Source organism: Streptomyces sp. NBC_01317 (genome assembly GCF_035961655.1).
GTDB lineage: Bacteria > Actinomycetota > Actinomycetes > Streptomycetales > Streptomycetaceae > Streptomyces.
The window spans coordinates 7,426,421-7,440,791 of record NZ_CP108393.1 but is presented as its reverse complement, the minus strand read 5'-3'; the positions used below and the strand labels follow the sequence as shown (position 1 = coordinate 7,440,791).

General features: G+C 71.3%; 10 protein-coding genes. 4 read left to right on the top strand and 6 right to left on the bottom strand.

What is annotated here, in order from left to right; genetic code table 11:
- Positions 1 to 17: 17 nt before the first annotated feature.
- From OG349_RS32255 to OG349_RS32240, 4 genes are all read right to left on the bottom strand, one after another.
- On the bottom strand, positions 18 to 287 hold the full coding sequence (locus OG349_RS32255; RefSeq protein WP_327237949.1) for an MbtH family protein: 270 nt from the start codon (positions 285 to 287) through the stop codon (positions 18 to 20).
- 248 nt (positions 288 to 535) lie between these two features.
- The gene (dpgD, locus tag OG349_RS32250) at positions 536 to 1,345 is read right to left on the bottom strand and encodes an enoyl-CoA-hydratase DpgD (protein ID WP_327237948.1); all 810 of its coding nucleotides are present in this window, start codon (positions 1,343 to 1,345) and stop codon (positions 536 to 538) included.
- A 129-nt stretch (positions 1,346 to 1,474) separates the two neighbouring features.
- Complete coding sequence (locus OG349_RS32245) at positions 1,475 to 3,826, bottom strand: aminotransferase class I/II-fold pyridoxal phosphate-dependent enzyme (RefSeq protein WP_327237947.1); 2,352 nt, start codon at positions 3,824 to 3,826, stop codon at positions 1,475 to 1,477.
- A 123-nt stretch (positions 3,827 to 3,949) separates the two neighbouring features.
- Positions 3,950 to 7,039, bottom strand: a complete 3,090-nt coding sequence (locus OG349_RS32240; protein ID WP_327237946.1) for a helix-turn-helix transcriptional regulator — start codon at positions 7,037 to 7,039, stop codon at positions 3,950 to 3,952.
- A 782-nt stretch (positions 7,040 to 7,821) separates the two neighbouring features.
- Here OG349_RS32240 and OG349_RS32235 point away from each other — a divergent pair.
- Entirely contained in the window at positions 7,822 to 8,931 is a 1,110-nt protein-coding gene (locus OG349_RS32235) for an alpha-hydroxy acid oxidase (protein WP_442806440.1), read from the top strand.
- 403 nt (positions 8,932 to 9,334) lie between these two features.
- On the opposite strand, the gene OG349_RS32230 is transcribed toward OG349_RS32235, so the two are convergent.
- Entirely contained in the window at positions 9,335 to 10,012 is a 678-nt protein-coding gene (locus OG349_RS32230; RefSeq protein WP_327237944.1) for a uracil-DNA glycosylase, read from the bottom strand.
- Between the two features lie 258 nt (positions 10,013 to 10,270).
- Here OG349_RS32230 and OG349_RS32225 point away from each other — a divergent pair, with 258 nt between their 5' ends.
- Positions 10,271 to 11,242, top strand: a complete 972-nt coding sequence (locus tag OG349_RS32225; protein ID WP_327237943.1) for an N-acetylglucosamine kinase — start codon at positions 10,271 to 10,273, stop codon at positions 11,240 to 11,242.
- Positions 11,243 to 11,337: 95 nt separating this feature from the next.
- Positions 11,338 to 12,273, top strand: a complete 936-nt coding sequence (locus tag OG349_RS32220; RefSeq protein WP_327237942.1) for a sirohydrochlorin chelatase — start codon at positions 11,338 to 11,340, stop codon at positions 12,271 to 12,273.
- A gap of 182 nt (positions 12,274 to 12,455) precedes the next feature.
- Here OG349_RS32220 and OG349_RS32215 read toward each other — a convergent pair whose 3' ends face one another.
- Positions 12,456 to 13,502 carry a lactonase family protein gene (locus OG349_RS32215; RefSeq protein ID WP_327237941.1) on the bottom strand — a complete coding sequence of 349 codons (1,047 nt, stop codon included), beginning with the start codon at positions 13,500 to 13,502 and terminating at the stop codon, positions 12,456 to 12,458.
- 155 nt (positions 13,503 to 13,657) lie between these two features.
- On the opposite strand from OG349_RS32215, the gene OG349_RS32210 reads away from it, so the two are divergent.
- Positions 13,658 to 14,356, top strand: coding sequence for an HAD family hydrolase (locus tag OG349_RS32210; RefSeq protein ID WP_327237940.1), 699 nt, complete (start codon positions 13,658 to 13,660; stop codon positions 14,354 to 14,356).
- Positions 14,357 to 14,371 lie beyond the last annotated feature (15 nt).

Genomic DNA, 14,371 nt, shown 5'->3' with positions numbered 1-14,371 from the left:
CCTCTTGTTCCGCGCCATCAACGGGCGGCTTGCGCGGACTCGACGTCCTGCTTGTTCGCGGCGTCCTTGTTGGCGGCGTCCTTGTTCATGGCGTCCACGAGGCTCTGCGGACGCAGGTCCGTCCAGTTCTCCTCGACGTAGTCGACGCAGTCCTTCCGGGAGCTCTCGCCGAACACCACACGCCAGCCGTCGGGGATTTCGGCGAAGGCCGGCCAGAGGGAATGCTGGTTCTCGTCGTTCACCAGCACGAAGAATGAACCGTCTTCATTGTCGAACGGGTTTGCCATGACTACTCCAATTCAATTGGGGCCTGCCTGGACTCGCTCAAGGTAGTCGCGAGAACGATGGCACACAAGGCTGGACAAACTGACGTGCTCTGCCGGGATTTCCGGGGTCGGCAAAAGAGCCGCGTATCGCGTCCGCGACACCGTCGAATTGATTCGTCGGGGAACTGTCCAAGTGACGGATTCGGACACTTGGACACCCGGAAACACCCGGCCCGGTGGTCTGCGGTGTTTCGTTCTGCCGCCGTTGTTCAGTTGCCGGACCAGATGGGGTCCCGCTTCTCCGCGAACGCCCGTGGCCCTTCGACCGCGTCGTTGCTGTGCCTGCGGCGTTCCTCCCATGTGTACCGGGTGGTGAACGCCTCGGCGAGCGGGAGGTCGACGGAGGTGAGAGCGGCTTCCTTGATGGCCCTCACGGAGAGGGGCGCGCTCCGGACCAGGTCGCTCGTCCACTCCTCGACGCAGTTGTCCAGCTGTTCGCGGGCGACCACCTCGTTGACGAGGCCGAAGTGCAGGGCCGTCGCGGCGCTCAGTCGGCGGCCGGTGAGCAGATGGCCGAGGGCGACCTTCTGGGGCATCTGCCGGACGAGCCGGAACACACCCCCCGCCCCCGGGACGAGCCCGAGGCGCGCCTCCGGCAGGGCGAAGACCGCGTCCTCGGAGGCGATGACGATGTCGCAGGCCAGGGCCAGTTCGAACCCGCCCCCTAGGGCGAAGCCGTTGACCCGTGCCACCACCGGCTTGGACAGCGTGAAACGGTCGGTGAGCCGGGGCCAGCCCGGCTGGCCCCGGCTGCCGAAGGTCGTCGGAGGCGCTCCCTCGCGGTTGAGCGTGGCGCGCTCCTTGAGATCCTGGCCGACGGAGAACGAGCGGTCCCCGGCGCCCGTGAGCACCGCGACGCGGAGAGTGTCGTCCGCCTCGAAGTCGTCCCAGACAAGGGCGAGTTCGTCGTGGGTCCGGGTGTCCATCGCGTTGAGGACGTGGGGGCGGTCGAGGGTGACGTACGCGACGTGGTCCTTCTTCTCGTACCGCACCCTGGGGCTTTCCGCGGCCCGTGTCATGGCGTTCCTCCACCGGCTTTCTTGACGGTCCCGGCTGTCAGGTCTTCGGTTTCCCCGGACGCCGCTTCCCGGAATGCCGCGTGTCCGTACACCGCTTCGCAGTACCCCGCTCCTCAGGGCGCCCGCTCCTCAGCACGCCGCGCTCTCCGCCTCGATGAAGCGCGCGAGCCGCGCGGTGCCCTCCTCGATCTCCGCGGGTGTCAGATAGCTGATGGACAGCCGGAGCCCGTGGTGGCCGCCGCCCTGCGGGTAGAAGTACGACATGGGCGTCCAGATGACGCCGTATTCCTGCGCGGACCGGGTCAGCGCCGCGTTGTCGACACGGAACGGGACGTGCACGGTGAGGAAGAAGCCGCCGGTGGGTTCGTTCCACCGGACGCCGAGGGCCGCCCGGCGGTCGGCCGGCAGGTGTTTCTCCAGGCTCCTGATGGTGTCCCGCAAGGCGGTGCCGTAGTACGCGGCAGCCTCGGTGTTCACCTCGGAGATCCGTCCGCCCGCCGCCAGGAGGGTGCCCGCCACCGCGGCCTGGCTCAGCGACGACGTGTTGACCGTCACCATGCTCTTGATCTTGGCGAGTTCGTCCGCGAGGAGGCTGGTCCTGCCGGAGCTGTCCACGACACGCTGGTCGGCGACGGCGAAGCCGACGCGGGCACCGGGGAAGACCGTCTTGGCGAACGAGCCGAGATGGACGACGGTACGCGCGCGATCCAGGGACTTGAGGGTCGGCAGCGGTGTGCCGGGGCTCACCAGCCGGTACGGGCTGTCCTCCAGGATGAGGATCCCGTGGCGTTCGGCCAGCTCCAGCAGATCGGCGCGGGTCTCCGAACTCATCGTGGTGCCGGACGGGTTCGAGTGGTCGGGCACCACGTAGAAGGCACGCGGGCGGCGACCGCGCGCCCGCTCCTGCCGGATGACCGCTTCGAGGTCGTCGCAGGACAGCCCGTCCTCCCGCTCCTCAACGGCGGTCACGGCGATGTCCAGCAGCCTGGCCGCACCGGTGATTCCCACGTAGCAGGGGCTGGCTGCCAGGAGCACGTCGTCCGGGCCCGTGATGAGGGCGCGCAGCACCAGCAGCATGGCTTCCTGGGCGCCGACGGTGACCACGATGGACTCGGGTGCGACGTCGATGTTCTCGTCGGCGCGCAGCGAGTCGGCGATGATGCCGCGGATCTGGCCGGCGGTGGGGCCGTATTGGTACATGGCCGTACGGATCTCCTGGGCCGAACGGCCCTGCTCCGCCAGGTGGTTCAGGTAGCGGCGGATGTGGGTGACGATCTGCTCGGTGTCGAAGAAGCCGTCGTACGGGCGGCCGGGTGCGAAGGAGATCGCGTCGGAGTAGCGGTGGGTGACCTCGTTGAGGAAGGTCATGGTGTCCAGGACGGGGTCGGAGACGCTGGCGTGCAGGTCGCTCTTGCGCAACACCTGCGCCGCCCGGGCCGGTGTCACCCGCGCGGGCCGGTGGCTTGTGCGGATCAGTCCGGGCGCGGCGTCCGCCGGTGAACCGGTACCGGTGAACTCCATTGCCTTGCGGAGGCCGTGGACGAGGCCGTCCAGGATGTTCCCGGCCCCCCTGTCCCCGGCCTGTGCGACGCTCGCGGTCAGCGGTCCGTCGGTCAGCAGGCCGTCCAGAAGCGGGTGGTCGACCATCACGGCGTCGGCGCCGGAGGCCAGCGCCACCAGGACGTCGGCGCCGCTCCGTACACCTCCGGTCAGCAGGACGGGACCGCGGCCGGCCACCGCCGACACGATCCGCGGCAGTGTGTCCAGGGCCTCCGTGACGATCCCGTCGGCGCCCGCTTCGAGCGCCCGCTCGGCGTCCTCGGCGGTCCGTACCCCCGCGACCAGCAGGGGAAGGGAGGAGACCGAGCGCAGCCACGCGATGTCGGACCAGTCGGTGGCGGTGGCCGGCGGGGTGCCCACCGGGCCTCCCCCGCGCACGACGGCCCGGGGGGAGGACGGAGCAGGACCGTCGTGCGCGAGGTTGGCCGGTGCGGCGCCCGGCGCGAGCCGGACGTCCTCGCCGGGGCCGACCGCGAGGATCACGGCGCCGAACCCGGCCTCGGTGGCGTGGTCGACAAGGCCCCGCGCCAGGGCGCGGTCCTGGAAGGTGTGGGTCCGCAGCCACAGCGGGCCACCGGCGGCGGAGGCCAGGTCCGCGAAGGTCCGTGCGGTGAAGGCGCTCACGACGACGGGCAGGCCGGCCGCCCCGGCGGCCCGTACCACCGCAGGCTCGGCGTCGGGGCGTACGAGACCGGTGAGCGGCCCGACGACCACCGGCGCGCTCCAGGAGCGGCCGAGGATCTTCGCGGCGGTGTCCGGCGGGCCGGTGTGAACGGATCCGCCCTGGCGCAGTCCGGTGCTGTCAAAGACTTCGCGGTTCCCCGCGAACTCACGTTCCTCGGCCGCGAGGCAGTCCGACAGAAAGGAGTCCTGGCCTTTCGGCGCCGAACGCGCAGAGCCGTCGAGGCTCCGTCCTGTCATGGATTTCCCCCATGCGACATCAACTCATTGACGGATGTGATTTCCACGTCAGGATCACATGAACGCCGTGGCACCGACAACGCCGTCCAACGGGCCGTTTCTCTCACTTGGACAGTGCCCTATTCACCTGGGCGTGGTGTCAGTATCTTTTGTTTTTCGACGTCCGTCCGGGGTACATCTGATGTCCGCGAATAGCACGAGCCGCTGCGGGAGGTCGGACCGGCTGCTGACCTTTAACTTGCGGTAGATTTTGGTGAGATGCTGCTCCACCGTGCTCACGGTGATGAAGAGTTTGCCGGCGATCTCCCGATTGGTGCAGCCCAAGGCGGCGAGCGCCCCGACCCTTCGTTCGGCGTCGGTCAGCTCCGCCAGTAAGGGGTCGGAACCGCTCTCCTCGGCGAGCCCGTGTTCGCCTCGCGTGTCGCGGTGGGGCCACGCGTGGCCGCGAGGTCCCGGCCGGCCCTCCTCGTAGCCCGGTAACGCCCGCGACAATACGGCGAACGCCTCCCTCCCGGCCGCCGTGCCCGGCCGCTGGAGGGCCGTTCGGGTGAACGTCAAGTCGCCCTGCGCCCGTCTCAGTTCCGGCTGGTCACCGCAGGCCGCAAGGATCTCCACCGCCTCCAGGAGCAGCGGCAGGCGCTCGTTCAGTGGGCTTGTGGCCGCCAGGAGGCGCAGCGCGATGCCCCGCGCCCGGGAGTGTCCTTCGCTCTGGCGGGACAGCTGCTCCTCGATGAGCGCGCGAGCCCCGCCGAGCTGTCCCATGGCGATGAGCGCCGAGGCGGCGTCGTTACGCCAGTCCGCCAGCTCCGACCAGTCGAGCCGCCACTTCGCCATCAGCTCCCCGCACAGCTGGAAGTTGGTGAGCGCGGTGTGCGGTCGTCCCGTGGCCAGGTGGTAGCGGCCGAAGGCCCGGAGGTAGGGCAGCGCGAAGGGTGTGTCGAACATGACCGGCGGGACGGGCAGGTTGAGGTATGACAGTACGACGTCGAACTGGCCCAGTTCGGTGGCCACATGGACCGCCAGCGCCAGCGGGAGGCCGGCCATGACACCCCAGGCGGACGGCGAGGCCACCTCCAGTGCCGTACGCACGGACCTCCCGGCCGTCACCAGGTCACCCTGGCGCAGCGCCGCCACCGTCCTGATGGTCTCCATGAGCGCGCGCCGCATGGGGACACGGCGGATCCACGGCTCCTGGAGGAGCCGTTCCGACCAGTGGACCGCCTCGTCCACGCGGTGCGTCTGGATCAGGAAGATCAGCGCGAAGAGCCTGGCGGCCATCGGGCTGCCCGCGTGGGTACCCCGGAGCAGCCGATCTGTCTCATATGTGCCGTCGGCGTTGCCCTCTCCCTCGCCGGAGAGACTTCCCAGGAGGTTGAGGAAGGTGAGGGCGGATACCGGACCGGATCCGATCGCGGGGTGGACGAGCGGGTGGTACGTCCCGTCCATGTCGGCCGTCGCGGCCTCGCGGGACAGGTTGGGGTAGCAGAAGGACAGCCATAATCGGACGAGCGTGACGTCCGACGGCAAGGGGCCGCGCGAGGGGCCGGCGCGGTCCCGGTCCTGGCTCGCCTCGATCGTCCTCAGCAGGGCGTCGGCCTCGGCGAAGTCGCCCCGCCAGATGAGCTGTTTGACCGGCACCATGGCGCCGTCGCCGGTGAGCAGCCCCGTACGGACCAGATAGCCGAGTTGGTGCGTGTGCCTGGCCGCCTTGGTCGGATCGATGAGCCATTGGGCTTCGGCCAGCTCGGCGGTGACACGTGCTACCTGTGCCCCGTCCGCGCAGATGCCGGACGCGTGGCGGAGGAAGTCGACGGATTGGGCGATGTCGCCCGATTCCATGGCGTCCCGGGCGGCCTCGCGGAGGATGTCGACCCGCCACGCGGCTTTGACGGTGCCGTGCGTGGCCATGAGCTGGGCGGCCACGGCGAGCGCGGGTGCCCCGCTCTCGTGGAGCAGTTCGGCGGCGCGGTTGTGCATGGCGTGCAGGTCCCGGGCCGGGATGTCGTCGAGCACGGCGGGCGGTGCCTGTTCGTGCCGGAACCGCACGCCCGAGAGCAGGCCGGCGGCATTGAGGTCGGCGAGGGCACGGCGCGCCGATGTGGCGTCGGCGTCGAGGAAGTCACCGACGAGCGACGGCGAGGCCGACTCCCCGAGGACCGCGACGGCGCGGGCGGCGTCGAGCATCGAGAGTTCGCACCGGTGCAGGCAGCGCAGGAAGGCATGCCGGAAGGACGCACCGGCCACAGGCGCGATCTGTGGCGGCTCCTCCGACGCGGGCTCCCGAGGCTCGGCCTCCGGCGGCCCGGGCTCCGGCGGCTCGGAGTTCCCCGGCCCGGCGTGTCCTGGCCCGGAGTGTCCCGGCCCGGAGTGCTCAGGCCCGGACAGCGCAGACCTGGACTCCCCCTGTACGTACCTTCCGGGCACGTACTGCCCCAGTACGGGACCTGGTACGGCCTCCCCCGGCACCGCCGTTCGCGCCGCGTCGTCCTCCAGGAGGTGGTCGTCCACGAGGGCGTGCAGCAGCAAGGGGTTGCCTCCGCTGGCGTCCGCCCACGCCTCGGCGGCCCCGCGCTCGGGAGCGGCGCCGAGGCGGTCGGCGAGTTGGTCGGTGACGCCGGCCACGGTCAGCGGCGCGATTCTGATCCGGTGGCAGTAGGGCAGGTGCAGCGTCTCCGCGTGGAGCGTCGCCAACTCCCGCTCGTGGCAGGAACTCTCGTTCATCACGATCATGACCGCCGAGGAGTCGATCCGGCGGATCAGATAGCGCAGGCACTGGAGGGACGGTTCGTCCGCGAAGTGCACGTCGTCGATGCCGAGGACGAGTGGCCTGTCCTCGGCGGAGTCAGCGACGGCCCTGCTGATGCGTTGCAGGAGCCCGAGCGGGACCTGCGGGGCGCCTTGGGACTCCGCGTCGGCGGACACCGTGACCCCGTCCTCGGCGGCGAACAGGTCGGCGGTCGTTCCGCCTGTCCGCATCGCGTTGCCCAGTTGGTCGATCAGTCCGAACAGGTGGAGCTTCTCGGTCGCCGAGGCGGTCACCGAGAGGAACCGGCCTCCCCGTTCCTCCACGTGCTCGGCGAACGTCTGGAGCAGGGCGGTCTTCCCGCAGCCGACGGGACCGTTCGTGAGGACGACGGACCCTTTGCCTCGCACACATCCCCCGTACAGCTGATTGAGCAGCTGGAGTTCTTCGTCTCTTTCGCTGAGCTTCACAGATACCCCCGTATCTTCCGTGCGCTCTCCGCCACCGGGCGATCAGACCCCGCATCATTCGCCGCGGACCGTGAACAGGCGGGAAGGGGCGAAAGGATACCCCTAACCTGCAGCGATCGAACTGGTGTGAGACCACGACCATAATGTTGTGCGGAGAGAGACACACCTATACACAGAGTAGCGAGTCGCTCCACCACATGTGGGACCTTTTCGGACACCCAAAACCGACTCGCGTCAACGTTATTGGGCCACACACGAATTGGGTATGAGCCAGGGCCGCGGAACGGCCGGTACGGCGCCGTTCCGCCCGCCGCACCGGGAGCCTGACCTGTCAGGCGCCGAGTGCGGCGGTACGAGCGGCCAGGTGGTCGCGGTCGGAAAGGCATACCGGCCACCCCGCGCCGGCGGACGGCGAGCGCGATCCAGGTACCGATCGGACCCGTGCCGATCCGGGTCGCGGGGAATCAGCCGGAGAATGATCTCTTCCCTTCTGTTGCCCGGCCGTTCGGGGCGGGCCGTCCGGTCAACGCAGAAATGCCTTCGTAGCCGGATCGGCGATAAGAACCGTACTGTTCCATCGAATCGGTTGATTTCCCGGTCGGGGGGACGCTCATGACGGACTTGCCCAAGGAAACGGATCCGCGCGCGGAACTCTCCGTCGACCATGTCGAGGCGGACATCGAGAACCGGGAAGCGGCGTGACGTCCCGGAGGGACCACGGTGATCTCCTCCGTGGAATGTCGGCGTCCGGCGTCAAAGATCCCGGCGTCCATGGGCTCGGCATGGAGGAGCCCGGCCTCGAAGAGCCGGCGACGGCGCTGTGCCTGGGCGACTTCGAGCGCGCGGCGGCCTCCGTACTGCCCCCCGACGTCTGGGACTTCGTGACGGGAGGCAGCGGCGACGAGTCGACCCTCGACGCCAACCGGACCGCGCTGGACCGCGTCCGTGTCGTGTCCCGGGTCCTGAGAGACGTCTCGCGGGTCACCACGGACGCCTCGCTGCTCGGCCGTCGGGCTGACCTGCCGGTCGCGGTCGCGCCGATCGCCTACCACCGGCTCGTCCACCCCGACGGCGAATTCGCCACCGCCCGTGCCGCGAAGGCGGCGGGGGTGCCGTTCACCGTGAGCACCCTGAGCAGCGTCCCCATCGAGGCGATCACCCAGGTCGGGGGGACGGTCTGGTTCCAGCTCTACTGGCTGCGGGACACCGAACAGTCCCTGGACCTGGTCCGCCGGGCCGAGGACGCCGGGTGCCGGGCCATCGTCCTGACGGTCGACGTGCCCTGGATGGGCCGCAGGCTCCGGGACGTACGCAACCGGTTCACCTTGCCCGGCCATGTGCGGGCGGCCAACATCACGACGGGTGCGGCGGGTGCGACGGGCACCACGGCCCACCGGCGGTCCGCGGACGCGTCCGCCGTCGCCGTCCACACCGGCCAGGCGTTCTCCCCCTCGCTGACCTGGTCGTCGGTGACGGCCCTGCGCCGGCTGACCTCCCTTCCCCTGGTGCTGAAGGGCGTGTTGGCGCCCGAGGACGCCCGCCGCGCGATCGAACTGGGGGTCGACGCCGTCGTGGTCTCCAACCACGGCGGCCGGCAGCTCGACGGCGCTGTTGCCAGCATCGACGCGCTGCCCGAGGTCGTACGGGCTGTCGGCGGGGAGTGCGAGGTCCTGCTCGACAGTGGAGTACGTGGTGGCACCGACGTGCTCAGGGCCCTCGCCCTCGGGGCGTCCGGTGTACTCCTGGGGCGTCCCCTGCTGTGGGGGCTGGCCGTGGCCGGGGAAGCCGGTGCGCGGGCGGTGCTCGACCTGCTCGCCGACGAACTCCGGGACGCCCTCGGGCTCTCGGGCTGCGACAGCGTCGCAGCGGCGGCCGGACTGCGTACGGCCTGAGAGCCGCCTCTCACGGGCCGGGCCCTCCGGCTGTCCAACCGTTCACTTTTCACGCTCGGACACCACCCGTGCGGCTACGGCCCCGTCACCGCCCGGCGCCCACCCGGTCACGGAGCGGGCGGGGTGGTGTTCGCGGCTGACCAGCTTGTACGGTACGGAGATCCGCATGACCTGGAGCACACCCCTCGGGCCCCCAAATGCAGAACTTCAAAATCCTGTACGTCTCCGACCAGGTCGGTGATCGTCCGCAATACTCCACGGCTGACAAAAGCGTCACCGACCGCCGAGCGCACCGATTCGACTACAGCGTCGATGTCCACAGCGTTCCGGCAACCGGGCCGGAACGGCCTGGAATTGTGCTGCCGTCGAATTCGTTGAGAAAAGCAACGGAAAGCGGACCACGTCAGGGAAGCTGCCACTCGACCGGCTGGGCGCCCTGACGGACCAGCAGGTCGTTGGCCCGGCTGAACGGGCGCGATCCGAAGAAGCCCCGGTCCGCCGACATCGGCGAGGGGTGGGCCGACTCGATCGCCGGGTAGTCGCCGAGGAGGGGGCGCGCGTTGCGGGCGTCGCGCCCCCACAGGATGGACACCAGCGGCTTGCCCCGGGCGGCCAGGGCCCGGATCGCCTGTTCGGTGACCTCTTCCCAGCCCTTGCCGCGGTGCGCGGCGGGCTTGCGGGGTGCGGTGGTCAGCGCGCGGTTGAGCAGCAGGACCCCCTGGCGCGTCCACGGGGTCAGGTCGCCGTTGGACGGGAGGGGCAGGCCGAGATCCGACTGGAGCTCGCGGAATATGTTCTGGAGGCTGCCGGGGAGCGGGCGGACGTCGGACGCCACGGCGAAGCTGAGGCCGATGGCATGTCCCGGGGTCGGGTACGGGTCCTGGCCGACGACGAGGACCCGTACCTCGTCGAAGGGCTGCTGGAAAGCGCGCAGCACGTTCGCCCCCGCGGGCAGATAGGTACGGCCGGCGGCGATCTCCGCGCGCAGGAAGTCGCCCATCTCGGCGATGCGCCCGGCGACGGGCGCCAGTGCGTCCGCCCAGCCGGGCTCGACAATTTCGTTCAGAGGTCGTGCTGCCACGGGATCACTCTACTGGTCACGGGAGCGTGCCCAGGACCCCTCAACCGACTGCGAAGACGCCTCACTTGCGGACCGCTCGCCCGGCCGGGCGGCCGCGACGCGCGGTAGGTGCCCCCTCCCGGGTGACCCGGTGTCCCCTCTTTAAGGTGGAAGCCGCGTACGCCCGGCGCCGAAGAGCGCGAGGGCGGCGTGAGCCCGGTGCTGATCCGCGCCGGGCGCGCAACGAGCCAGGGGTAGTGGGATGAGCCGGGTGCGGGGATGAGCTGGGTGCTGGGCGTCGATTCGGGCGGCTCGGGGCTGCGGATCGCACTGCGTTCCACGGACGACCCCGCACGCGTCCTGCTCGCGGATCCGGGCGAGCCGCTCCGTACCGGCCTTTCGGGCATCGACGCCGGCCAGCTGCTCCGTCAACTCCTTTCCACCGCAAAGGAGTTGCTGGTACGGGCCGGGGCGCCGGAACCGGTCGCGGTGGCTGTCGGCGCGGCCGGGATGGCCACGCTCGGCGACGGGCTGCGTGCGGAGCTGCCCGCCGCGCTGGAGCGGTCCCTGGGGGTACGGCGGCTCGCGCTCGCCGCCGATGCCGTCACCGCGTACGCCGGCGCGCTGGGCCAGCGGCCCGGGGTGGTCGTCGCGGCCGGCACGGGCATGATCGCGCTGGGGACGGACCTGGCCGCCTGGCACCGCGCCGACGGCTGGGGCCACTTGCTGGGCGACTGCGGCGGCGGCGCCTGGATCGGCCGCGCGGGGCTGGAGGCGGCCCTGCGGGAACACGACGGCCGGCGCGGCGGCTCGCCCGCGCTGCTGGCCGCGACGGAGGATTTTTTCGGACCCGCCCCCGAGCTGCCGGGACTTCTCTATCCGCGCGGCGACCGGCCCGCCGTACTCGCCTCGTTCGCCCCCGAAGTGGCCCGCCTCGCGTCCGGCGATCCGGTCGCGCGGTCGATCCTCGCGGCGGCCGCGGAGGGGATCGCGGAGTCGGCCGAGGCGGTCTGCCCGAGGATCGGGGAGTGTGAAGTCGCCCTTACAGGCGGCCTGTTCAAACTGGGCGAGCCGCTGCTGGCGCCCCTGCGGGCCGAACTGGCGGACCGGCTGCCCCACGCCCGTACCGTCCCCGCGGCCGGCGATCCGCTGGTGGGCGCGTTGAACATCGCGGCCGCGCTCGCCACGGACACGCTGCGACTGCCGCCCGACGAGCGGCTGTTGTACATCACGACACAACAGGATAGATGAGCAGAAAAATACCTAACGGATAAATAGGGACAGATGCCTCGGTGTTGGCCCCTCCCCGAACAGCCGCACCCACAAAACCAGTAGCATTCGACGCCATGAGCACCCCCACTGGGCCTGCACCCGGCCTGCCTGTACGAATGCCGCGACCCCGTCAGTCGGGGCGCCACCGCCGCCCGGAGCCCGTGGCGGCGCCCGAAGGTGCCCCCGCGCTGGTCCTCGCCGTTCCCGGCGCCCCCTCGGACGCGGCGCGCGGCCTGGCCGAGGAAGTCATCAGCATCGCCCGCTCCGAGCTGCCGGGACTGGACGCCGCGATCGGCTTCCTCGACGGCGCCGACGACGCGGACGAGACGACCGAGCAGCCCACGCTCCAGGCCGTCCTGACCCGGCTCGCCGCGCGGCGCATCGAGCGCTACGAGCTGGCGAAGGCCGCGGGCCGCGAGGTCACCGAGCCCGAGGGTCCGGCCGCGGTGGTCGTCCCCCTGCTGACGGGTCCCGAGAACGACCTGCTCGACCGGATACGCCGGGCTGTCGCGGACAGCGGCACGGAGGCGCGGACGACGGACGTCCTCGGTCCGCACCCGCTGCTCGCCGAAGGTCTGCACGTACGGCTGTCGGAGGCCGGGCTCGCCCGCGCCGACCGCGCCAGGCTGTTCACGGTGGCGACCGCCGCCGACGGCATCATCCTGGTCACGGTGGGCGGGGAGGAGGCGGTACGGACCGCCGGGATCACGGGCATGCTGCTGGCCGCCCGTCTCGCCGTACCGGTGATGGCCGCCGCGCTCGACGTGGAGGGTTCGGTCGCCGCCGTCGCGGAGGAGCTGCGCGGCTCCGGCGCGACGCAGCTGGCGCTCGCGCCGTACCTGGTCGGTCCCGAGCTGCCCGGCGGGCTGCTCGACACGGCCCTCAAGGAGGCGGACAGCGCTGCGGCCGAGCCGCTCGGGGCGTATCCCGCGATCGGCAAGCTGGTGCTCTCCAAGTACACGGCGGAGCTGGGCATCGCGGAGCCGGCTCAGGGGGCACCGACCCACTGAAGCCGGGGCCGCGCAGGGGCGGCAGGCACACCCCGTGACGCGGAAGGGCCGCGCCGGTCAGTCTTCGGCGCAGGCCCTTCCTCGGGTGCTCTCACGGGGTCACAGGGGCTCTCGCGGGCCGGCCGGGGGCGTACGGTCCGCGCTCAGCGGTCGTACGGTCAGCGCTCAGCCGGCCCCGAGGGTCAGCCGAAGATCACACAGGAGGCCGCAGGGGCCGTGAAGGACCCCGCCGGGACGGGGATCCCCGTCTCCTGGTCGATGTCGAACCAGCTCACGTCGCCGGAGTGCTCATTCGCGGCGTAGAGGCGGCGGCCCGCCGGGTCCAGCGCGAGATCGCGCGGCCAGCGGCCGCCGCACGGCACGGTGGTGACCAGCTCGGCCTTCTCGCGCGACTCGTCGAGCGCGAGGACGCTGATGCTGTCGTGCCCCCGGTTGGCCGTCCAGACGAACCGCCCGTCCCGCGCCACGACCACCTCGGAGGCGAAGCTCTCCGTCTCCACGCCGTCCGGCAGGACGGCCGTCTCGCCGACCGCCTCCAGGACCCCCGCCGCCGCGTCCCAGCGGCAGACGGTCAGGGTCGGTTCGAGTTCGTTCAGGACGTACGCGTGAGTGCCTTCCGGGTGGAAGGCGAGATGACGCGGCCCCGAGCCCGGCCGCAGGGCCGTCTCCCCGCGCGGGACCAGCTCTCCCGACGCGGCGTCCACGGAGGAAACCTGGACGGAGTCGGTGCCGAGGTCGACGGCGAGGAGCCACCGGCCGCTCGGGTCGGCCACCACCTGGTGCGCGTGCGGTCCGCGCTGCCGGTCCGGGTGCGGTCCCGTGCCCTCGTGCTGGAGCACCCCGCTGGCCGGGAGCAGCGCGCCGTCGACGGCGAGCGGCAGCACGGTGACGCTGCCGGAGCCGTAGTTCGCGGTCACGAGATGACCGGCGGCGAGCGTGAGATGGGTGGGGCCCGCGCCGCACACGGGTACGGGCTCCCCGAGCGGCCGGGGCGCCCCGGGTCCGGAGACCGTGAAAGCCGCCGCCGCGCCCTCCTCCGTCTCCGAGACCGCGTAGAGCACGGACCCGCCGGGGGCCGCCGCGAGGAAGGAGGGGTCCGCCACGGCGTCGGTGGCCCCGAGTTCGGTGAGGGCGCCCGTCTCCGGGTCCACGGTCACGGCGATGATGCCGCGGCCGCCCGCCGAGGTGAACGACCCGATGAAGGCCCGCCCGTCGCTCCTGCCGCTCACGTGTATGTCCCCTCTTCGACTGAAACTCGCCGGGGCGACGGTAGCAGGCGGTCTGGACCAATTTCCCGTCGCGCGTGCCCCCGTTTCCCGCCGCGTGCGCGGCGGGGCGTGCGTCCTGGCCGTATACCCGGCGTACGGCTTGGCATGCTGGGGGTATGAGCACTTCGCACCACCCGGCGGTCATCTTCGATCTCGACGGAACCCTGATCGACAGCGAACCCAACTACTACGAGGCCGGGCGGCTGCTGCTCGCCCGGCACGGCGTCGACGGCTTCACCTGGGAGCACCACAGCCGTTTCATCGGGATCAGCACCTGGGAGACGCTGGTGGCGCTGCGCGAGGAGTACGGCATCGACGCCCCCGTGGAGCGGCTGCTGGCGGAGAAGAACCGGCTCTACCTGGAGCTGGTGCGCGCCTCCACGGAGGTGTTCCCCGAGATGCGGAAGTTCGTGGAGCGGCTGCACGCGGAGGGCGTACGGATGGCGGTGGCGTCCGGGTCGTCCGGCGAGGCGATCACCGTGGCGCTGGGCGTCACGGGTCTGGACCCGTACTTCACGACGACGGTCTCCGCCGAGGAGGTCCCGCACGGCAAGCCGGCCCCGGACGTCTTCCTGGAGGCGGCCCGCCGGCTGGGCGCCGAACCCGCCGCGTGTGTGGTCCTGGAGGACGCGATCCCGGGGGTGGCCGCCGCGAACGCGGCGGGCATGCGCTGCGTCGCCGTTCCGTACGTCGCCGCCCTGGCCACCGATCCCGTGTACGGCACCGCGGGGCTGCTGTTCCCCGGTGGCCAGAGCACCTTCACGGCGGAGGCGGCCCACGCGTGGGTGTTCGGCTCACCGGACGAGCGCCCTTAGGACGGCCTACGCCAC